Genomic DNA, 21347 nt, shown 5'->3' with positions numbered 1-21347 from the left:
GTGAGCACGGAGATTCCGGTTGGTCGCACCGCGACGGTGAAGGTTCCCGCGTCCTCGGCCAATCTTGGCCCTGGGTTCGACACCCTGGGCCTGGCGGTGGGGCTCTACGATCACGTGGTGGTGGAGGTCATCGACTCTGGCCTGGAGGTGGAGGTCACCGGCGAGGGAGCCGGCGAGGTTCCGCTGGATGAACGCCACCTGGTGGTGCGCGCGATACGCGAGGCGTTGAAGGTCGCGGACGTGAGCGTGCGGGGGCTGAAGGTGCGTTGCCAGAACAGCATTCCTCAGTCTCGTGGCCTGGGTTCTTCGGCGTCTGCTGCGGTGGCCGGTGTAGCTGCGGCGAATGCGCTGGCGGGCAACACCCTGTCCGATCAGCAGATGGTCCAGATCGCTTCCACGTTTGAGGGGCATCCGGATAACGCCGCGGCATCCATCCTGGGCTCCGGCGTAGTCAGCTGGACGAATGTGCCGATCGACGGCCGCACCGCGCCGCAGTACTTCGCCGCGCCGATTAACGTGCACCCGGACATCGTGGTCACCGCCCTGGTCCCTGACTTCCACGCGTCCACCGAAGCCGTGCGCCGGGTGCTGCCGAGCGACATTTCTCACCTCGACGCCCGGTTCAACGTCTCCAGGACCGCCGTCATGACCGTGGCTCTGCGTGATGACCCGTCGCTGCTGCTTGAGGGAACGCGCGACCGTATGCACCAGACGTATCGTGCGGAAGTGCTGCCCGTAACCGCGGAGTGGATCAACCGCCTGCGCAACCTGGGCTATCCTGCGTTTTTGTCCGGAGCCGGCCCGACCGTGATGGTGCTGGACACCAAGCCGGTGGCCTCGGAACTGCTGGAAGAGGCCCGCCAGCGCGGTATGCGCGTCCTCGAGTTAGAGGTGGCGGGCCCCGTGGAAGTATCCGTTTCGGGCTAGGCCTTCATCGCCCGTTTCGGGCTAGGCCTTCATCGTCCTTCCGGACTAGGCCTTCTTCTCCTTCTTGAACCATTTAAGGATCACGCCATACAGTGCAGGCACGACGGAGGCGAGCACGATGACCAGGAAGATTGCTTCAATATTGTTCTTGACGAAGTCAATCTCTCCCAACAGGGCGCCGAGCCCCACCACGCCGGCGCCCCACAAGACAGCACCGATGGCGTTGTACGCCACGAATGTGCGGTAATGCATGCCCGCCATGCCGGCGACCAGCGGGGCATAGGTGCGGACGATGGGAACGAAGCGGCATAGAATCACGGTGATGGGGCCGTGCTTGTCGAAGAAGTCCTCCGTCTGCGTGACGTACTCCCGCTTGAAGATCTTTCCGTCGGGACGTTGCTCTAGGTACGGGTTCAGTTTGTGTCCGATCATGTAGCCCACCTGGTCGCCGAGAAACGCGGCAATGGGGGCTACCACCATGATGAGCCACAGCGGTGCGAAGGGGTCCGGCTGCCGGGCGAGCAGCCCCGCGGTGAAGAGGAGGGAATCACCGGGCAGGAAGGGGAACAGCAGCCCGGATTCGATGAACACGATAAGTGCCATCGCGGCAAGAATGGCATCGCCGAAAGGGCCTGATCCGCTCAGAAGCACCATGGGATCTGCCCATTCAGGCCCCAGTGCCATCACAGTTTCACTCATGGAACCTTAGAGTACTCTCGAGATATCCACAATGGCGAAGCGGTCCGCGTTTTCCAGCTTTCTTAAAAGCTTTTTATCGTATTTGCTCACCGAGGTCTTCGGCAGAGTATCGACGAAGGTGTAATACTCCGGAACCATCCAGCGGGGGACCTTCGTGCCGAGCGTGCGCGCGAGGTCTTCTGCCATGGCATGGGCGGCGTCGGAGTCCTTGTCCTCAGTCGGCACGGTGCTCTGGTCCTCCAGGTGCACGACCGCCAGGGGGCGCTGACCCCATTGTTCGTTGGGTACGCCGATGACAGCCACTTCCACGACCGCCGGGTGTTCCATGAGGTAGTTCTCCAGCACCGCGGAGTAGATCCATTCGCCACCGGAGCGGATGATGTCATTTTTACGGTCGTGCACGGTGAGGAACCCGTCTTTGGTGACCGTGGCGATGTCGCCGGTGCAGAACCAGCCGTCCTCGGTGAAGCGCTCGGGCCTATCGCGGTGGTGGTAGCGGGCGGTGATGGTGTTGCCCCGCACTTGCAGCTCGCCGGTGGTGCGGTCATGCGCGGGCAGCACATGACCGTCATCATCCACCAGGCGGTACTGCATGCCCACGGAGAAGCGGCCCTGGGATTCGCGATAGCGGGCGCGGGCCCTGCCCGCGACTCCTGCGGGCGGGTGCGCCACGGTCCCCACAGGGCCGGTTTCCGTCATGCCCCAGGCATGGATGATGTCCACGCCGTAGAGCTCTTCCCACTGCTCGATCAGAGCGGCGGGCACGGGGGAGCCTCCGGAGTAAATCTCCCGCAGGCTCATGCGCGTGGGCTTGTGGATGAGGTAGTGCTGCAGCAGGTTGATCCACATGCTGGGGGCGCCGTGGGCCTGGCGGGGCATGGCGTCCTCAATGACGTGCGCCAGGTGGGCCGCCGAGGCCGTGCGGCCGGTAAACACCAGCGGCGTGCCGCTCATGAACGCGGCCAGGGGAACGCCCCAGCTTAAGACGTGATAGATCGGCACGGAGCACAAAAACTTCTGCCCATTGCGGATACCGAAGCCGTCGGCGGTGCGCAGCGTTTGAGAATGCAGCCACAACGAACGGTGAGAGTACACCACGCCCTTGGGATCGCCCGTGGTGCCCGTGGAGTAGCAAATCGCCGCGGGGGACTTCTCATCCAGTTCCGGCCAGTCGTAGTGCGTGGGGCGTCCGTCCAAGATGTCTTCGAAACCGTCCACGCGGATGCCCAGATCCTTCACGGCCTCCCGAACTCGGCGGACCTCTGCGAGGTTGGAGCCGATCAGGATGATTCCCTCCACGGTGCGGCACTCGGGCAGCATGGCGATGAGGTCGTCGGCAAAGCGCGGGTCGCACACAATCACGCGGTCTTCCGCGTGATTGATGACGTACTTCACTTGGCTGGTGGCCAGCAGCCGGTTGATGGGGTGGAAGACCGCCCCCATGGCCATTGCGCCCAGCATGGTTTCTAGGTGCTCGTTGCAGTTGGACATGTAGGTGGAGATGGTATCGCCCACGCCAATGCCGTATTCCTCGGTCATGACGTGTGCCAGCGCCGCCGCGCGCGCCGCGATTTCTGCGAAGGTGGTGTGGTCCGGTTCTGCTGTGGAATAGGTGTCAACCGTGGTGTGTCCGTGCACCGTGGCCCCGTAGTCCAGTATTCGGGCGATGGACAGAGGAACATCCTGCATCGTTGACTTCATAGTTACGTAGCCTACATTCCGTGCCCTGAAAAGTGTGCCTCGATGTGGTTGGTGCTATGCTGGTGCTTAACTTCGGTGAGATTGCCCTTGCTTTTGCTTTTCTCCGGTAATCCCCAAGGATCCCTTATTCTTGAGCGCGCCGTATCTATGCGTGCGAATCACATATTTTTAAACCACAGTTGAGACGCTGGCGTGCACTTTTTCCGCCAGTCGATGGAAGGACTTTCGTGAGCCTGTCCGAAATTTTGGCCCGCGCAGAAGCCAATGGCCTGAATTCTTTAAAGCTCCCTGAGCTCAAGCAGATTGCCGTAGCTCAGGGCATCAAGCGCACCTCTGGCGTGCGCAAAGGGGAACTGATCGCGGCTATTGAAAACGCTGGGGGGCGTTCCTCCGCGCCTGCACCGCAGGATGCTCCGCAGGAAAAGAAGCAGGAGGCGCCGCAGGAACGTAGCCAGGAGGCTTCCGGGACGGACTCCCAGGATGCTGCGAATGGCCGTCCGGCTCGCCGTGTGCGTCGCCAGATCGTTCGCCGCTCCGGCGCTGCTGGCCGCGACGACCAGGGAAATGCGTCCGATGATTCCCCCAACGACGCCGAGCCTCAGTCCTCGAAAGCCCGCGACAAGGGAGAGCCGGCGTCGGATAATTCGGACAACAACAGGGATCGCGACAACCGGGACAATCGCGACAACGGCCGACACAATCAGCGCGACAACAACCGCAACAACAATCGGGACAACAACGACGATGATGAGCGTGGTGGGCGCCGCAACCGCCGCAACCGTCGCAATCGTCGCAACCGAGGCGATCGTAACGGCGGGAACGGTAACAATGGCAACAACCGTAACGACCGGAACAACGACAACCAGCCCGTTGATCCTGAAGACCTGACCAGCATCAGCGGCATTCTGGACTTCGCAGACCAGAACACGGCCTTCATCCGCACCTCCGGCTACCACGCCGGCCCCACAGACGTGTACGTGCCGATCAACACCGTCCGTAAATACGGCATGCGTCACGGCGACGCGATCACCGGCACTATCCGCAACCGCACCAACGGAAACAACGGCAACAATGGTGGCCACCAGCGCGGCCGCAACCGTCAGAAGTACACCCCCATTTACCAGGTGGAGACCGTCAATGGGCTCAGCCCGGATGAGGCGAACAAGCGCCCGCACTTCAACAAGCTCACGCCGCTGTACCCCAACCAGCGTCTGCGCTTGGAGACCGATCCGAAGATCCTGACCACGCGCGTGATCGACCTGATCATGCCGATCGGTAAGGGCCAGCGCGCCCTGATCGTATCCCCGCCGAAGGCCGGTAAGACCACGATCATGCAGGACATCGCCAACGCGATTACCCGCAACAACCCCGAGTGCTACCTCATGGTGGTGCTGGTGGACGAGCGTCCCGAAGAGGTCACCGACATGCAACGCTCGGTGCAGGGCGAGGTCATTGCCTCCACGTTCGACCGCCCGCCAGGGGAGCACACCAACGTGGCGGAGCTGGCTGTGGAGCGCGCCAAGCGCCTGGTGGAGCAGGGCAAGGACGTGGTGCTTCTGCTGGACTCCATCACCCGCCTGGGCCGCGCATACAACAACTCCTCGCCGGCGTCCGGACGCATCCTGTCCGGTGGTGTGGACTCCAATGCGCTGTACCCGCCGAAGCGATTCCTGGGTGCTGCCCGAAACATTGAGAATGGCGGATCCCTGACCATCATCGCCACCGCCATGGTGGAGACCGGATCCGCGGGTGACACCGTGATCTTCGAGGAGTTCAAGGGAACCGGCAACGCGGAGCTGAAGCTGGATCGCAAGATCTCCGAGCGTCGCGTGTTCCCAGCGGTGGACGTGAACCCGTCCGGCACCCGCAAGGACGAGCTGCTGCTGAACCCAGAGGAAGCGCGCATCATGCACAAGCTGCGTCGCATCCTGTCTGCACTGGACTCCCAGGCCGCTATTGATCTGCTGATCAAGCAGCTGCGCAAGACCAAGAACAACCGCGAGTTCCTGATGCAGGTCGCAAGCTCCGCGCCGCTGGCCGGTGAGAGTGAGGAGGACTAATCATGGCAGAGTCACCATCGATGGTTGATGACATCCTGGCTGAGTACCAGGGCTTGGAGATGCAGCTCAGTGATCCGGAGCTGCACAACGACCCCGCTGCCGCGCGCAAGGTCGGTAAGCGTTTTTCCCAGCTGCAGCCCATCATCCAGACCCACGAGAAGCTGACCCAGGCCCGCGAGGACCATGAGGCAGCAGTGGAGATGGCCTCCGAGGACAAGGAGTTCGCGGAGGAAGCCAAGCGCCTCGAGGAAGAGATCGAGCAGCTCCAAGAGCAGCTCACGGACCTGTTGGCTCCGCGCGATCCGCACGATGCTGATGACATCGTGATGGAGATCAAGTCCGGTGCCGGCGGGGAAGAGGCAGCCCTGTTCGCCGGTGAACTGGCCCGCATGTACCAGCGCTACGCCGAGCGGCACGGCTACTCCACGGAGATCCTGGGTCTCAATGAAACGGATCTGGGTGGTGTGAAGGACATGACTCTGTCCATCCGCGCGAAAAACCCGTCCCGCGACGGCGCCTGGTCCGAATTCAAGTTTGAGGCCGGCGTGCACCGCGTGCAGCGTATCCCAGTGACAGAGTCCCAGGGGCGTATCCAGACGTCTGCCGCCGGTGTTCTGGTGTATCCGGAGCCCGACGAGGTGGAGGACGTGGAGATCGACGACAAGGACATCCGTGTGGATGTGTACCGCTCCTCCGGTAAGGGCGGTCAGGGCGTGAACACCACGGACTCCGCCGTGCGCATCACCCACCTGCCCACAGGCATTGTGGTGACCTGCCAGAAGGAGCGTTCGCAGATTCAGAACAAGGCCCGCGCGATGCAAGTCTTGGCAGCGCGTCTGCAGCAGATGCGCGAGGAGGAGGCCGCCGCGGAGGCCGCTGAGGATCGAGCGGCGCAGATCCGCACGATGGACCGCTCGGAGCGTATCCGCACGTACAACTTCCCTGAGTCCCGTGTGTCCGACCACCGCATTGGCTACAAGGCCAACAATTTGGATGCCGTGTTGAGTGGCGATTTGGATGCGCTGTTCACCGCGTTGAAGGAGGCGGATCGCCAGCGGCGCCTTGAGGCGGAAGGCTAGTTTCGTGGCTGGGCGTGGCACGGTGTCCGAGGCTCTCCGGGAGGCTGCCGCACAGTTGCAGCAGGCTGGGGTGGCCTCGCCGTTGGTGGATGCGCGTCTGCTGATGGCTCATGTGCTGGATGCCGAGCCCACGCAGCTGTTCCTGCTGGGGGATGACCCCGCGCCGAGCGAGGTGTGGCCGCTGGTCCGCCGCCGTGCCGCCCGTGAGCCGTTGCAGCACATCACGGGCCGGGCATGGTTTTATGGCCTGCCGATGCTGGCGGAACCGGGTGCGTTTATTCCTCGCCCGGAGACCGAACTGCTGGTGGACTGGGCCGTGCGGACGATCCGGGAGACCGGTGCGCGCCGCGTGCTCGACCTGTGCACCGGACCTGGGACGATTGCGCTGGCCGTGTCCTCTCAATTCCCCGACGCCCAGCTTTCCATCACCGCGGTGGACATTGACGCCACGGCTCTGGATTTTGCCGGCCGTAATCATGCTTATCTTCAGGATCAGGGCTTGGTGCCCGGAGGAGTGAGGTTTGTGCAGGCTGACCTGTCCGATCCAGGGAGTATCGAAGTTTTAGGCTTTAGCGAGGACTATGACGTGGTGCTGTGCAATCCTCCGTATGTTCCCGAAGAACCTGGGGCCTATGAGGACTCGGTGGAGCCGGAGGTCCTGGCGGATCCACATCACGCTGTGTTTTCAGGCGCCGATGGGATGGAGCTGATGCCGCACATCGTGGCGGCGGCGCGCGCGGCAGTGAAGCCCGGTGGGGTGGTGGCCATTGAGCATGATGACTCGACCGGCCCCGCCACCCTGGCGCTGTTGGAGGACGGCTTCGAGGACCGCGAGCAACATTATGACCTTACTGAACGCCCACGCTTTGTGAGCGCGCGTAAGATATAGGCGATCACGAAAGGTTTTATCACCCCTATGGCACAGCGAGTAGACGCAACTGACCCCCAGGACCGACAGCAGGCGATCCAGATTGCTACCACCGCGGTCAAGGCTGGGCGGTTGGTGGTCTTGCCCACGGATACTCTGTATGGCATTGGCTGCGACGCTTTTAACAACCGTGCCGTGGAGAAGCTGCTGCAGGCCAAGCACCGTGGTCCCGATATGCCGGTGCCAGTGTTGGTGGGCAGCTGGAGCACCGTCCAGGGGTTGGTGCAGAACTACACCTATGACATGCGCAGGCTGGTGGAGGCGTTTTGGCCCGGCGGCCTGAGTATCGTGGTGCATCAGGCCCCCAGCCTTCCGTGGAACCTGGGCGATACGCGCGGCACGGTCATGCTGCGCATGCCCCTGCACCCTGTGGCCATTGAGCTGTTGCGGGAGACCGGCCCCATGGCTGTCTCCTCTGCGAACATTTCCGGTCAGCCGCCGGCAACGACAGTGCAGATGGCCGAGGATCAGCTGGGCGAGTCCGTCAGCGTGTATATCGACGGCGCCGACGCCACCGTGGGGACAGCCTCCACCATCGTGGACCTGTCCAGCGGCCGGCCCCGCATCTTGCGCGAGGGAGCAATTACCGCCGAACAAATTGGCGAGGTGTTGGGCATGAGTGCCGAAGAATTGCGTGGGGACATCTAGACGGTAGGTGAATGATGGGCGTTGGTGTACCACTGCGCGAGCTAGGGCTTGTGCTGCTGTTGGCGGGAACGGTGACCTACCTGGTCACGGGGATCGTCCGTCACATTATGGTGCGCTACGGCCGCATGGAGGCCCCGCGCGACCGCGATGTGCACAGCACGCCTACGCCGCGCTTGGGTGGCGTGGCGATGTTCACCGGATTGATCGTGTCCGTGGTGGTGGCGGCGCAGCTGCCTGCCCTCAACAGAGGCTTCCCGCCTGTCACCCCGGATATGGCTGCCGTGATTATGGCCGCCTTCGTGATCGTGGTGGTGGGAATCCTCGACGACCTGTATGACATCGCGTGGTGGTTAAAGCTCGGCGGCCAGGTGGTTGGCGCCGTGGTGATGAGTTTGATGGGCCTGTCCTGGTATCTCTTGGCCCTGCCTTTCGGCGACGGAACCACGCTGGTGCTCGACCAAGTCCAGTCCACGATCTTGACGGCGCTACTGACGGTCACGATCGTCAACGCCATGAACTTTGTGGACGGCCTGGATGGGCTAGCTGCCGGACTGGGGCTGATTGCGGCCTCCACGATCCTGCTGTATTCCCTCACGATCCTCTACGACCAGGGTGGAACGGTCTCCGCCTATCCGCCCGCGATCATCTCCGCCGCGCTGGCCGGCATGTGCATGGGCTTTTTGCCCCACAACTTTTCCCCGGCCCGCATCTTCATGGGGGACAGTGGCTCCATGCTGATTGGGCTGTTGCTGTCCGCTGCGTGCGTGTCGGCCTCCGGCCGCATCAACATGTCCCTGTTCGGTGCCGCGGACATGTTCGCATTGATGTCCCCGGTGATTGTGGTGGTGGCTGCCCTGAGCATCCCGCTGCTGGATCTGCTGATGGCGGTGGTGAGGCGTCTGGCGGCCGGCAAGTCGCCCTTCGCCCCGGACAAGGAACACCTGCACCACCGCCTCCTGCGCCTTGGCCACAGCCAAAAGCAAGTGGTGCTGGTGCTCTACGCGTGGGTGGCCGTGGTGGCCTTCGTGGCGATCGGCTCCACCATCTTCCCCACGGGATTAACGCTGGTTATCTTCGGTGTATCGCTTTTGGCCGTTCTGGCGATCACGGTCATTCCCCAGTGGTCTAGACTGAACAACCATGAGCGAACACAACGCGAACACTCCAGCACATGATCGGCCTGCGGACCTGCCTGAACTCAACGATGTGAGTCAGGTCGACGACCAGGTGTGGCCGCTCACCCGCGCCGTCCGCAACGGAAGCATTGCCGTGGCCGCGCTGATCGTGGTGTCTCTCATGTTCTGGGGTGCAACGAACGACCTTCCCGGATTGTGGGGCGCGCTCATCGGAGGCCTGATTGGCGGAAGCTTCATGCTGCTCACGGTGTGGGTGGTTCTGCTGAGCGCCCGGACTACCCCCACGCGGACCCTGGTGATTGTCCTGGGAAGCTGGCTGCTCAAGATGGCTGTGTTCCTTGGGATCATGATCTTCATCCAGGACATGGACTTCTATTACCGACCGGCGTTTGCCGTGACGACCATCCTGGCTATGATCGCGGCCCTGGCAACGGAGACGTATGCCGTGACCCAGGCGCAGCGCCTATACGTGGGCTAGGCCTGCGCGCACGCTAGAACTCCGCGTGCAGGAGGCCCGTGCGTGGGCGGAGGCCGGGGGGGGAGGAGAGCCTGGCGTCGGTTTGTATTCGGCGACGGGGGAGCACAGCGGGGGACATAACGGGCGGCGTCACCGGTGACTTATACCACTTTTTGCAGGGGTGGGGTGAAGTATCTAGCAGAAAAACCCAGTGCATCCACGGTTTTTCATGGAGAACTGGCCGCCTGCAGGGTAACACTCACCCAATCAAAGGGGGTGGCAACGGGAGTTTCGGCGGGCGGAATGATACAGTTTCCCTAGGCCAATGTGCCCACCGGTCTGGCTTGGACGTGCGACGGAGTCCTTGCAGGCTGGACATCACAAAAGACCTCCATCGCACCGCCTGAATACTTATTCTCGCGGCCCAATCACGGGAGAGAACGCTGAGCGTAACAACCTTGGCCATGAAGGGCGAGTTTCACGCGCCTTCATTGGAACACGAATTCTTCCCGGGGCATGTGAATGGGGACCTTTGGTTTAATGAGTTCGCCAACGGAGCCTTCGCGCTCGACAGGCTGATGCTCATTCGTATCCTGATGATTGTGCTGGTTTCAGCATTCTTCTTCTTTGCGATGCGCAAGCCAAAGCTGATCCCAAGCGGCGTCCAGAACTTCGCTGAGTTGGCTCTGGATTTCGTACGTATTCACATCGCGGAGGATATTTTGGGAAAGAAGGAAGGCCGACGTTTCCTTCCACTAATCGCTGCGATCTTCTTTGCTGTTCTTGCTGTGAACGCGCCAACCGTCATCCCTGGGCTCAATATCTCGCCATCTGCGCGATTTGGATTCCCAGTGGTGCTGGCTCTCATCGCCTATGTGACCTTCATCTACGCAGGCGTGAAGCGCTACGGACTCGGTAAGTACATCAAGTCTTCGCTGATTATTCCTGGATTGCCACCATTTCTGTACCTGCTTGTGGTGCCAATCGAGTTCGTTTCCACATTCATCCTCCGTCCAGCCACTCTGGCCATTCGTCTTATGGCCAACATGCTGGCGGGACACCTCATTCTTGTCATGCTGTTCTCTGGTACGAACTTCCTGTTCTGGCAGATGAACGGTTGGACCCTGCTGTCGGCAGGTACTCTGCTCTTCGCAATCGCATTCAGCCTTTTCGAGCTCATGGTGATTTTCCTGCAGGCGTACATCTTCGCTCTGCTGGCCGCTGTGTACATCGAACTGTCTCTGCATGCTGACGAGCACTAAGCCTGGCGCCAACGCGGTCCACAGACATAACTAAAAACTCAACTAGCTCGACCAGAACTTCATAGACCAAGACAGCTGGTCGAACACCAGAAAGGTAATGGAAAGCACATGAACGACATCCTCCTCCTCGCGCAGGACACCACCACCACCTTCAAGGGCCTCGGTGCAGTCGGCTACGGCCTGGCAGCAATCGGCCCAGGCATCGGTGTGGGCCTGGTTGCAGGCAAGACCGCTGAGGCTATGGCACGCCAACCAGAGATGGCCGGCCAGCTGCGTACCACCATGTTCCTGGGTATTGCATTCACTGAGGCACTGGCCCTGATCGGCCTGGTCGCTGGCTTGATGTTTTAGTTGATGCTTCGACTGAAGTGCTCCACACTTCAGACAAGCAGTTGAATTCACTACTAAACAAATCTGAAAGCTAGAGACTATGGCGAACACATTTTTGCTAGCGGCTGAGGAGCACCTCCCCTTGGAGACGGCTCCTAGCCCGCTCGTGCCACCCCTGTATGACCTCGTCTGGTCCCTCATCCCATTCATTGTGATCCTGGTGGTCTTCTGGAAGTTCGTTCTTCCAAAGTTCCAGGAAGTATTGAACCAGCGCGAAGATCAGATCGAAGGTGGCATCCAGCGCGCCGAGGCTGCTCAAGCAGAAGCCAAGGCTGCTTTGGAGAAGTACAACGCTCAGCTCGCTGAGGCACGTACCGAGGCCGCACAGATTCGTGACGATGCTCGTAACCAGGGTCAGAAGATCATTGCTGACTCCAAGGTTCAGGCAACCGAAGAATCCAACCGCATTATCGAGGCTGGCAACAAGCAGCTGGAGGCACAGCGTTCCGCAGTTGTCTCCGATCTGCGCAAGGAGATGGGCGAGAACTCCATCAGCTTGGCAGAGCGTCTGCTGGGAGAGCAGCTCTCCGATGATGTTAAGCGTTCGGGCACGATCGATTCCTTCCTCGCTGACCTGGATAACGTCGGCGCCGCTGGGAAGTGATCGGTATGCACGCAGCGAGCCGTGAGGCATTAGAACGACTTAGCACAGCCCTCGATAAGGGGCTGAACGAGTCCAACGAAACCGTCGGCGTAGGCGCCGTCATCGGATCCGAGCTGTTCGACATCGTCGACATCCTGGATTCGGACCGCACCCTACGTGTCGCAATGGTTGACCAGTCCAAGTCACCAGCAGAGCGCTCCGCACTCGCGGAAAACCTCTTCGGTGGCAAGGCATCCGCAACCACTGTGGAAAACGTTTCCGCTGCTGTTGCTCAAACCTGGTCCAATAGCCGTGACTTCCGCGCCGGATTGGTGCAGTTGGGACGTCGCGCCCTGCTGCGATCTGCTGAAGGGCAGGGACAGCTGGACCGTGTTGAGGATGAACTCTTCCGTTTGGCCCGTATCATCGAGCGCGAGCCACAACTGGAGCTTTTGCTCGCAGACCGCGCGGTATCGGCAGATGCCCGCCGCGACCTGCTGGCGAAGGTTCTCTACGGAAAGGTCACCTCTGTCACAGAAGCGCTGGCATTGCAGGCCGTGGGCCGTTTGCAGCAGCGTCCAGTCGAAGAGCTTGACGCTCTGTGTGATGAGGTAGCACAGCTTAAGGGCGCCGAGGTTGCACGTGTCCGTGCTGCGGCACCGTTGGGCGAACAACAGCAGTCCCAGCTGGCTGACAAGCTGGAAAAGATTTACGGTCGTAAGATTTCAGTACATACCGAGGTTGACTCCAGCCTCCTCGGCGGTGCTGTTATCCGAGTTGGCGATGAGGTCATCGACGGATCCACTGCAGGTAAGCTGCAGCGCCTCCGTCGCAGCCTCGTTTAAGGCCGGCCGAAAGTAATAACGAGTACATGCTGGAAGACAATACCGAGAGCAGGAAGAACATGGCGGAGCTGACGATCTCCTCCGATGAGATCCGTAGCGCGATTGCGAACTACACCTCGAGCTACTCCCCGGAGGCCTCCCGTGAGGAGGTCGGCGTGGTCACGACGGCAGCTGACGGCATTGCCCAGGTGAGCGGCATGCCATCTGTAATGGCTAATGAGCTGCTCGAGTTCCCAGGTGGCGTAATTGGCGTCGCCCAGAACCTCGACACCGACCAGGTTGGTGTTGTGGTCTTGGGTAACTACGAGTCCCTTCGCGAGGGCGACGAAGTTAAGAGGACCGGCGAGGTTCTCTCCATTCCGGTCGGGGACAAGTTCCTCGGTCGTGTTATCAACCCACTAGGCGAGGCTATCGACGGCCTTGGTGACATCGAGAAGGAAGAGGACCGCGTCCTCGAACTTCAGGCACCATCCGTGTTGATGCGCCAGCCAGTCGAAGAGCCGATGCAGACTGGCATCAAGGCTATCGACGCAATGACCCCCATTGGCCGTGGCCAGCGTCAGCTGATCATTGGTGACCGTAAGACCGGTAAGACCTCGGTCTGCATCGACACCATCTTGAACCAGCGCGCAAACTGGGAGTCCGGTGACCCAAGCAAGCAGGTTCGCTGCATCTACGTAGCAATCGGCCAGAAGGGTTCGACCATCGCCTCCATCCGTAAGACCCTGGAGGAAAACGGTGCGCTGGATTACACCACCATCGTTGCAGCCCCAGCGTCTGACTCCGCTGGATTCAAGTGGCTGGCACCGTTCGCAGGTGCTGCACTGGGCCAGCACTGGATGTACCAGGGCAAGCACGTTCTGGTGATCTACGATGATCTGACCAAGCAGGCAGAGGCCTACCGTGCGATCTCCCTGCTGCTGCGTCGCCCACCAGGCCGTGAGGCATACCCAGGTGACGTGTTCTACCTGCACTCCCGCCTGTTGGAGCGTGCTGCAAAGCTGTCCGATGACCTCGGCGGCGGTTCCTTGACCGCACTGCCCATCATTGAGACCAAGGCAAACGACGTGTCTGCCTTCATTCCAACCAACGTTATTTCCATTACCGATGGTCAGGTCTTCCTGGAGTCCGACCTGTTCAACCAGGGTGTCCGACCAGCTATCAACGTTGGTGTGTCCGTGTCCCGTGTGGGTGGTGCCGCACAAACCAAGGGCATGAAGAAGGTATCCGGTTCCCTGCGTCTGGACCTGGCTGCATACCGTGACCTGGAAGCCTTCGCAGCTTTCGCGTCCGACCTGGATGCAGCGTCCAAGGCTCAGCTGGAGCGCGGTAAGCGCCTGGTGGAGCTGCTGAAGCAGAACGAGACCAAGCCACAGACGGTGGAAGACCAGATGGTGTCCATCTACCTGGCCGGCGAGGGCGAGTTCGACACCGTTCCTGTTGAGGACGTGCGTCGCTTCGAGGCTGAGCTGCTGGATCACCTTCACGCGAACGCATCTGGCGTCTACGACCAGATCGCCGGCGGTCAGGCCTTCAGCGATGAGTCTCAGCAGACCCTGAAGAAGTCCGTTGAGGAGTTCAAGCGCGGTTTCCAGACCACCGATGGCAGCTCGGTGATCAACGAGCCAGAGCCAGAGGCATTGGCTGAAGAAGACCACGCTAAGTCCCAGATCACCGTGTCCCGCAAGTCCAAGTAAAGGACTAGGTGTAGCACAGTGACCACAAATTACGGACAAGAAGGGAGGCGATAGTCAATGGCAAATCTTCGTGAACTGAGGACACGCATCAAGTCCGTGAACTCAACTAAGAAGATCACCAAGGCTCAGGAGCTCATCGCCACCTCGAGGATTACCAAGGCACAGGCTCGTGTGGAGGCTGCTCAGCCCTACGCGGATGAGATCACCGCTGTGATCCAACGCTTGGCGTCCGCAAGCTCCCTGGAGAACAAGATTCTTCAGGAGCCAGCGAACGCGAAGCGCGCGGCCATCCTGGTGGTCTCGAGTGACCGTGGCATGTGCGGCGGCTACAACAACAACGTCTTCAAGAAGACTGCAGAGCTTCGCAAGAAGCTACAGGAGGAAGGCAAGGAAGTTGTCCTGTACATCGCAGGCAACAAGGGCGTGACCTACTACAACTTCCGCGCAGAGAACTTCGCGGGCGCATGGACCGGGTTCTCCCAGGACCCCGAGTACCAGCTGACCCACGATCTTCGCCACCACCTGATTGAAGGCTTCGTCGCCGGTTCCGAAGGAACCACTCAGTGGCGCGAGGGCCTGCGCAGCGAGGAAGGCCAGGGCGTACAGGGCTTCGACGAGGTGCACATCGTGTACACCAAGTTCGAGTCCATGCTGACCCAGACCGCTCGCGCGCAGCGTCTGCTGCCCATTGAGACCGTTGTTGAAACCGAAAAACTTAACCTGGGTGACGACATGGTCAGCGACAAGGTTGACCACGTGTCCGCCGAAGTTGAGTTTGAGCCAGACCCAGACACGTTGCTGGATGCGTTGCTTCCGCAGTACGTATCCCGTGGCATCTTTGCATCCATGCTGGAGGCCGCAGCGTCTGAATCTGCTGCCCGTCGTACCGCCATGAGCGCGGCTACCGACAACGCGACCGACCTGGTCAAGCAGCTCTCTCGTGTTGCTAACCAGGCGCGTCAGGCACAGATTACTCAAGAAATCACAGAGATCGTCGGTGGCGCATCCGCGCTCGCCGATAGCGGAGAAAGCGATTAATTATGACTACAGCAATTCAGGAGCAGGGCACTTCTGCACCGACTGCTGCGGGCCGCGTCGTGCGAGTCATCGGCCCTGTGGTCGATGTGGAGTTTCCACGCGGCGAGCAGCCGGCTCTGTTTAACGCTCTGACCGTCGAGGTCTCCCTCGAGGCAGTAGCAAAGACCATCACCCTGGAGGTCGCACAGCACCTCGGCGACAACCTGGTGCGCGCCGTGTCCATGGCACCTACCGACGGCCTGGTCCGCGGTGCCGAGGTGAAGGACACCGGCAAGCCAATTTCCGTTCCCGTTGGTGACGTCGTGAAGGGCCACGTGTTCAACGCACTGGGCGACTGCATCGACGAGCCAGGCCTCGGCCGCGACGGCGAGCAGTGGGGAATCCACCGCGAGCCACCAGCCTTCGACCAGCTCGAGGGTAAGACCGAGATCCTGGAAACCGGCATTAAGGTCATCGACCTGCTGACCCCATACGTGAAGGGCGGCAAGATCGGCCTGTTCGGTGGTGCAGGTGTGGGTAAGACCGTTCTGATTCAGGAAATGATTACCCGTATCGCACGTGAGTTCTCCGGAACTTCCGTGTTCGCCGGCGTGGGTGAGCGTACCCGTGAGGGCACCGACCTCTTCCTGGAAATGGAAGAGATGGGAGTTCTCCAGGACACCGCCCTGGTGTTCGGCCAGATGGACGAGCCACCAGGAGTGCGTATGCGTGTTGCACTGTCCGGTCTGACCATGGCGGAGTACTTCCGCGATGTTCAGCACCAGGACGTGCTGCTGTTCATCGACAACATCTTCCGTTTCACCCAGGCAGGTTCCGAGGTGTCCACGCTGCTGGGCCGCATGCCTTCCGCAGTGGGTTACCAGCCAACCCTGGCTGACGAGATGGGTGTTCTGCAGGAGCGAATCACCTCCACGAAGGGTAAGTCCATTACCTCCCTTCAGGCCGTGTACGTTCCAGCCGATGACTACACCGACCCGGCACCAGCAACCACCTTCGCCCACTTGGATGCAACCACCGAGCTTGACCGTGGTATCGCCTCCAAGGGTATTTACCCAGCAGTGAACCCACTGACCTCCACCTCTCGTATCCTCGAGCCAGGCATCGTCGGTGAGCGTCACTACGCTGTGGCACAGCGCGTGATCAACATTCTGCAGAAGAACAAGGAACTGCAGGACATCATCGCAATTCTGGGTATGGACGAGCTGTCTGAGGACGACAAGGTGACCGTTCAGCGCGCACGTCGCATTGAGCGCTTCCTTGGCCAGAACTTCTTCGTTGCAGAGAAGTTCACCGGCATCCCAGGCTCCTACGTTCCGCTGGAAGACACAATCGATGCGTTCGAGCGCATCTGCAACGGTGAATTCGATGCTTACCCAGAGCAGGCCTTCAACGGCCTGGGTGGTCTGGACGACGTCGAGCGCGAATACAAGAAGCTGACCGGAAAGTAAGGGGAATCGCACATGGCTGAGATTGCCGCACAACTGGTCTCCGTGGAGCGTGCGCTGTGGGTTGGTACCGCAACGTCCGTTATCGCACAGACCACTGAGGGTGAGATCGGCGTGCTCCCTGGTCACGAACCAATGCTCGGCCAGCTGGTCGACAACGGCGTTGTGATCATCCGGACCGGCGAGGGTGAAAAGCTTGTCGCTGCGGTACAGGGAGGTTTCCTCTCCGTGTCCAGCGAGAAGATCACCATCTTGGCGGATTCTGCGTCGTGGGCCTCTGAGGTCAACGAGGCGGATGCTCAGCGCCGCGCCACGGAATCCTCCGATGAGCGCGAAAAGGCGATCGCTGAGTCCGAGTTGCGCGCTGTGAAGCGACTCCAGGAGAAGTAGCCTTTGTGATAACAAGGCTGGTCCCAGGACCTTAAGTGAAAAACACCCCCGAGTAATCGGGGGTGTTTTTTCGTTTGTCACGAAGTTGTTTCCAAACCCACTGGGGAGTAATTTATTGGCAAAAGAGAGAGCAGGAAACGGGGACTGATGACGTTCGTAGTGTCCTTCTTGGTGGTCGTTGGCATCTGTGCCATGGCCTCCGCGGCGTGGCGATTTTTGACCTTGCGTACCAAGGGATTCCCCGTGGTCGTCCGCAGCCTTCCCGGTGAGGAAGGCCGGCATTGGCGATACGGGGTTGTAGTGTATTCACCCAACGCACTGCGCGTCTACAAATTGCGGTCGCTGCTCCCGCGAGCAGATTTTCACCTGAAACGGCTGAGCACGGAGATCGCTGGGCGTCGGCAGGTCAAGGCCGTAGAACGGCACATTCTGGAATCCTCGTTGCACATCGTGGAATTGCAGTGCAATAAAAAATCTTTGGAGCTCGCCCTGGATTCCCAGGCCGATACGGCGCTGGTGGCGTGGCTGGAGTCCCGCCCCTCGGAGCGGCGCGTGCGCTAACCCGGTGCGTGCACGGATTCGGCTCGGCAGCGCGCATGGGCCACGCTGAAGAATGACCATGCGCTACGCTAGGGGATTATGCGTCTTGTCATTGCTGACTGCCAAGTTGATTACGTGGGCCGTTTATCTGCTCATCTGCCGAAGGCCACGCGTTTGATTATGTTAAAGGCCGACGGCTCCGTGTCCGTCCACGCGGATGATCGCGCGTATAAACCGCTCAATTGGATGACCCCGCCGTGTTTTCTCACCGAAAGCCCGCTGCCGGAGAGCGACGAGGGGCAGTTGTGGATCGTCGAGAATAAAAAGGGCGAGCAATTACGCATCCAGATTTTTGAGGTGCATTCGGACTCGGAGTTTGAGCTCGGCGAGGACCCCGGCCTTGAAAAGGATGGCGTGGAGACGCATCTGCAGGAATTGCTCGCGGAGCAGATTGAGGTACTGGGGGAGGGGTATCGCCTCATTCGTCGTGAATATGCCACCCCCATTGGGCCTGTGGATCTGTTGTCCCGCGACGCCGACGGCGCCACCGTTGCAGTCGAGGTGAAGCGCCGCGGGGGTATCGATGGCGTGGAACAGCTCACGCGCTATGTGGAACTGTTGAACCGGGATGAGCTGCTGGCTCCGGTGTCTGGAGTTTTCGCCGCGCAGGAAATTAAGCCGCAAGCGCGTACCCTGGCGGAGGATCGAGGTTTTCGGTGTGTGATTTTGGATTACGACGCCATGCGCGGTACCGAATCCGATGAGTTGCGATTGTTTTAGAGCCTAATTTTTCTCGCGTGTAAGGAGCTTTGTTCATGACTACCCCTCGCCGTTTTGCTGCTGGTGCGGTGGATCTTGGCCAATTCGGCCAGGCCGCACAGAAGTCACCACACTCGTCTCCACAGTCGTCACAGTCCGATGCGGGGCAGGTGTCCCTGTGCGCAGCTGTTACCCCGGAGACGTTTGAGTCTGACCTGGTGATGCCCTCCACGAAGGTGGTTGTCGTGACACAGGTGGGCTCGGCCCGCTCCACGGAGAGCGATCAGATGCGGGGCTATTTTCAGCAGATGGTCAATCAGCAGGATGCGGAGAACTTGTCCGAGGTGACGTGGTTGTTCCGCTATGTGGATGTGGACCAGCACCCCGAGATCGCCCAGGCGTTTAAGGTGCAGGCTGTGCCGACGGTGATCGCCCTGGCTGCGGGGCGTCCACTCACGCAGTTTGAAGGGGCGCAGTCGCCCGATCAACTCCAGCAGTGGGTGGGCGCTCTGCTCCAGGCCACGCAGGGCAAGCTGCCAGGCCTTGCTGAGGAACAGCAGGATCCGCGTATGGCGCAGGCTGCGGACTATCTGGAAGCCGGGGAGGTAGACGCGGCGCTGGCTGTTTATGACTCGATCCTGGCTGAGGAGCCGAAGAACCAAGAGGCCATCGCAGCCCGAGCGCAGGCACTGCTGCTCGCGCGGATGAGCAGTGAGGAGTTTTCGGACACGTCCGCCGAAGAGGCGACCGATCCGTTCGTGAAGGCCGACCGGCTGCTGGTGAGCAACGACAAGGTCGGGGCCTTCTCCGTGCTGGTGGATCACATCGTGGCTACGTCGGGTGACGAGCGCGAAGAGGCGAAGAAGCGCCTGTTCGAGCTGTTCGCAATGTATGAACCAGGGGATCCAGACGTGATCGCCGCGCGCACAGCGATGGCGAGCGCCCTGTTCTGATTCCAGCGGGGCCCGCCACCGTGGGGTCTTCCACATGGAGATCTCACTTTGTGGCACGATGGAACCCGTGACTGATTACACCAACCTGATCTCTGCCCCGTCCACTGCAGCCGCTGCAGAGGAGGACGTGGTGATTGACATGAAGGGCGTGTCCGTTGTGCGCGACGGCCGTACCATCTTGCACCCCATGGACTGGCAGGTTGAGGTGGATGAACGGTGGGTCATCATTGGCCCGAACGGGGCGGGCAAGACCACACTCATGAAGCTGGCTGCCGCCCAGATGTTTCCCACGACCGGCACTGTGAAGCTGGTGGGAGCACAGATGGGACGCGTGGATCTGCGCGAGATTCGCACGTCGATTGGCATGTCCTCCTCCGCCATGGCGCACCGCATCCCAGGGGATGAACTGGTGGAGGACATCGTGATCTCCGCCGGCTACGACGTCCTGGGACGGTGGCGGGAAGAATACGATGACATGGACCGCGAGCAGGCCTACGAGATCATGGAGAAGGTCAGCGCCATTCACCTGGTGGGGCACAAGTGGATGACCCTGTCCGAGGGAGAGCGCAAGCGCACCTTGATCGCCCGCGCGTTGATGACGGACCCCGAGCTGCTGCTGCTCGACGAGCCGGGCGCCGGCTTGGATCTAGGAGGCCGCGAGGACCTCGTCGCCCTGTTCACCGACTTGGCCCAGGACCCGTACTCCCCGGCGATTGCACTGATCACGCACCATGTGGAGGAGATCCCACCGGGATTCACCCACGCGATGTTGCTGGATGAGGGACAGGTTGTGGCCCAGGGAATTATCGACGACGTCCTGACGTCCGAGAACCTGACGCGCGCCTTCCACCAACCGATTGAGATTCGCAACGACGACGGCCGCTGGTTTGCCCGGCGTGTGCGCACGGGAGGGAGCCACCGTGAACGATAGTCTTCTCGGTCCCGTGGAGCCGCGGCATGCGTCGACGGTGATTCTGCTGAGGGACACCCTGTCCGGGCCTGAAGTGTATGTGCAGGAACGCGCCTCCACCATGGCGTTTTGCGCAGAGATGACCGTGTTTCCCGGCGGTGGTGTGGATGCCCGCGACAAGAACTCCGAGCCGGAGATCCGCTGGCAGGGCCCTCCCGTGGAGTGGTGGGGTTCCCGCCTGCAAAAGGATGAGGCTATGGCCCGGGCGCTGGTGTGCGCTGCGGTGCGGGAGACCTTTGAAGAATCGGGAACCCTGTTGGCCAGCCACGAGGACGGCACCATCGTGGCAGATACCGCCTCGTTCCAGGCGGAGCGGAAGGACCTGGAGGCTCACCGTTTGAGCTTTTCGGACTTTATGCACCAGAACAACCTGGTGTTGCGTTCGGATCTCATGCGTCCGTGGGCTAACTGGGTCACGCCGAAGGAGCAGCCGATCCGCTATGACACGGCCTTCTTCGTGGCTGCGATGCCGGAAGGGCAGAGCACGTGTGCGGATACTCAGGAGGCGACCTCGACGGGCTGGTTCCGTCCCTCCACGTTGCTGGACGGGTGGCGTTCCCGAAAGATCAGCCTGATGCCTCCCACCTGGGCGCAGCTGAAGCTGTTGGACACGTTCCGCACGGTGGATGAGGTCCTGGAGTTTTCGGCGAACCTCTCGGTGGATCCGGTGCTGGAGGAGCCGATCGATCTTCCGTATATGGCCGAGTATTACCTGATGGAAGCGCAGATGTATGGCCGTCCGAAGCGTCAGTTTGCTCCGGGTATGAAGTTCGCCATTGATCCCGAAGAGTTGCCGGCGCATCCTTTCGAGGACCGCCCTGGGTTCTTTTTCGAGTAGAG

22 protein-coding genes are annotated in these 21347 nt (G+C 60.8%); 20 read left to right on the top strand and 2 right to left on the bottom strand.

Annotation, left to right across the window (positions count from 1 at the left end):
- Positions 1–927, top strand: a complete 927-nt coding sequence (thrB, locus tag IAU67_RS06120; RefSeq protein ID WP_151841818.1) for a homoserine kinase — start codon at positions 1–3, stop codon at positions 925–927.
- A 45-nt stretch (positions 928–972) separates the two neighbouring features.
- Here the strand turns inward: thrB and IAU67_RS06115 are convergent, their stop codons facing one another.
- Positions 973–1626 carry a DedA family protein gene (locus IAU67_RS06115; protein WP_151841817.1) on the bottom strand — a complete coding sequence of 218 codons (654 nt, stop codon included), beginning with the start codon at positions 1624–1626 and terminating at the stop codon, positions 973–975.
- A gap of 6 nt (positions 1627–1632) precedes the next feature.
- Positions 1633–3327 carry a long-chain-fatty-acid--CoA ligase gene (locus IAU67_RS06110; RefSeq protein WP_151841816.1) on the bottom strand — a complete coding sequence of 565 codons (1695 nt, stop codon included), beginning with the start codon at positions 3325–3327 and terminating at the stop codon, positions 1633–1635.
- A gap of 227 nt (positions 3328–3554) precedes the next feature.
- Here IAU67_RS06110 and rho point away from each other — a divergent pair, with 227 nt between their 5' ends.
- From rho to IAU67_RS06015, 19 genes are all read left to right on the top strand, one after another.
- Positions 3555–5387, top strand: a complete 1833-nt coding sequence (gene rho / locus IAU67_RS06105; RefSeq protein ID WP_151841815.1) for a transcription termination factor Rho — start codon at positions 3555–3557, stop codon at positions 5385–5387.
- A 2-nt stretch (positions 5388–5389) separates the two neighbouring features.
- On the top strand, positions 5390–6466 hold the full coding sequence (prfA, locus tag IAU67_RS06100) for a peptide chain release factor 1 (protein WP_151841814.1): 1077 nt from the start codon (positions 5390–5392) through the stop codon (positions 6464–6466).
- Positions 6467–6470: 4 nt separating this feature from the next.
- Complete coding sequence (gene prmC, locus IAU67_RS06095) at positions 6471–7355, top strand: peptide chain release factor N(5)-glutamine methyltransferase (protein ID WP_225723457.1); 885 nt, start codon at positions 6471–6473, stop codon at positions 7353–7355.
- Positions 7356–7382: 27 nt separating this feature from the next.
- A complete protein-coding gene (locus IAU67_RS06090) occupies positions 7383–8042 on the top strand; it encodes an L-threonylcarbamoyladenylate synthase (protein ID WP_151841813.1) in 660 nt (219 codons plus the stop codon).
- 11 nt (positions 8043–8053) lie between these two features.
- Positions 8054–9217: an MraY family glycosyltransferase gene (locus tag IAU67_RS06085; RefSeq protein WP_370451931.1), complete on the top strand. Its 1164-nt coding sequence runs from the start codon at positions 8054–8056 to the stop codon at positions 9215–9217.
- Entirely contained in the window at positions 9183–9656 is a 474-nt protein-coding gene (locus IAU67_RS06080) for a Cg1360 family ATP-synthase-associated protein (RefSeq protein WP_151841812.1), read from the top strand. Before IAU67_RS06085 ends, IAU67_RS06080 begins: the two co-directional genes overlap by 35 nt.
- Before the next feature lie 443 nt (positions 9657–10099).
- Positions 10100–10897 (top strand): F0F1 ATP synthase subunit A, encoded by a 798-nt coding sequence (atpB, locus tag IAU67_RS06075; RefSeq protein ID WP_151841811.1) that lies wholly within the window; start codon positions 10100–10102, stop codon positions 10895–10897.
- A gap of 108 nt (positions 10898–11005) precedes the next feature.
- Positions 11006–11248, top strand: a complete 243-nt coding sequence (locus IAU67_RS06070; protein WP_151841810.1) for an ATP synthase F0 subunit C — start codon at positions 11006–11008, stop codon at positions 11246–11248.
- A gap of 79 nt (positions 11249–11327) precedes the next feature.
- Complete coding sequence (locus tag IAU67_RS06065) at positions 11328–11891, top strand: F0F1 ATP synthase subunit B (protein WP_151841809.1); 564 nt, start codon at positions 11328–11330, stop codon at positions 11889–11891.
- Positions 11892–11896: 5 nt separating this feature from the next.
- Positions 11897–12715: a F0F1 ATP synthase subunit delta gene (locus IAU67_RS06060; RefSeq protein ID WP_151841808.1), complete on the top strand. Its 819-nt coding sequence runs from the start codon at positions 11897–11899 to the stop codon at positions 12713–12715.
- A gap of 59 nt (positions 12716–12774) precedes the next feature.
- Positions 12775–14412 carry a F0F1 ATP synthase subunit alpha gene (atpA, locus tag IAU67_RS06055; protein ID WP_151842405.1) on the top strand — a complete coding sequence of 546 codons (1638 nt, stop codon included), beginning with the start codon at positions 12775–12777 and terminating at the stop codon, positions 14410–14412.
- A gap of 57 nt (positions 14413–14469) precedes the next feature.
- A complete protein-coding gene (locus IAU67_RS06050) occupies positions 14470–15450 on the top strand; it encodes a F0F1 ATP synthase subunit gamma (RefSeq protein ID WP_151841807.1) in 981 nt (326 codons plus the stop codon).
- Positions 15451–15452: 2 nt separating this feature from the next.
- On the top strand, positions 15453–16898 hold the full coding sequence (atpD, locus tag IAU67_RS06045) for a F0F1 ATP synthase subunit beta (RefSeq protein WP_151841806.1): 1446 nt from the start codon (positions 15453–15455) through the stop codon (positions 16896–16898).
- 12 nt (positions 16899–16910) lie between these two features.
- Entirely contained in the window at positions 16911–17285 is a 375-nt protein-coding gene (locus IAU67_RS06040) for a F0F1 ATP synthase subunit epsilon (RefSeq protein ID WP_151841805.1), read from the top strand.
- A 147-nt stretch (positions 17286–17432) separates the two neighbouring features.
- Positions 17433–17846 carry a DUF2550 domain-containing protein gene (locus tag IAU67_RS06035; RefSeq protein WP_151841804.1) on the top strand — a complete coding sequence of 138 codons (414 nt, stop codon included), beginning with the start codon at positions 17433–17435 and terminating at the stop codon, positions 17844–17846.
- 78 nt (positions 17847–17924) lie between these two features.
- Positions 17925–18605, top strand: coding sequence for an endonuclease NucS (nucS, locus tag IAU67_RS06030; RefSeq protein WP_151841803.1), 681 nt, complete (start codon positions 17925–17927; stop codon positions 18603–18605).
- Between the two features lie 35 nt (positions 18606–18640).
- Complete coding sequence (locus IAU67_RS06025) at positions 18641–19537, top strand: tetratricopeptide repeat protein (RefSeq protein WP_151841802.1); 897 nt, start codon at positions 18641–18643, stop codon at positions 19535–19537.
- A 58-nt stretch (positions 19538–19595) separates the two neighbouring features.
- Positions 19596–20468 (top strand): ABC transporter ATP-binding protein, encoded by an 873-nt coding sequence (locus IAU67_RS06020; protein ID WP_151842404.1) that lies wholly within the window; start codon positions 19596–19598, stop codon positions 20466–20468.
- Entirely contained in the window at positions 20458–21345 is an 888-nt protein-coding gene (locus IAU67_RS06015; RefSeq protein ID WP_151841801.1) for an NUDIX hydrolase, read from the top strand. Before IAU67_RS06020 ends, IAU67_RS06015 begins: the two co-directional genes overlap by 11 nt.
- The last annotated feature ends 2 nt before the right edge of the window (positions 21346–21347 follow it).

The sequence above is a fragment of the Corynebacterium zhongnanshanii genome (assembly GCF_014490575.1).
Classification (GTDB): Bacteria; Actinomycetota; Actinomycetes; order Mycobacteriales; family Mycobacteriaceae; genus Corynebacterium; species Corynebacterium zhongnanshanii.
Note: the sequence above shows the minus strand (reverse complement) of the source record. Positions and strands in the feature narration are given on the sequence as shown.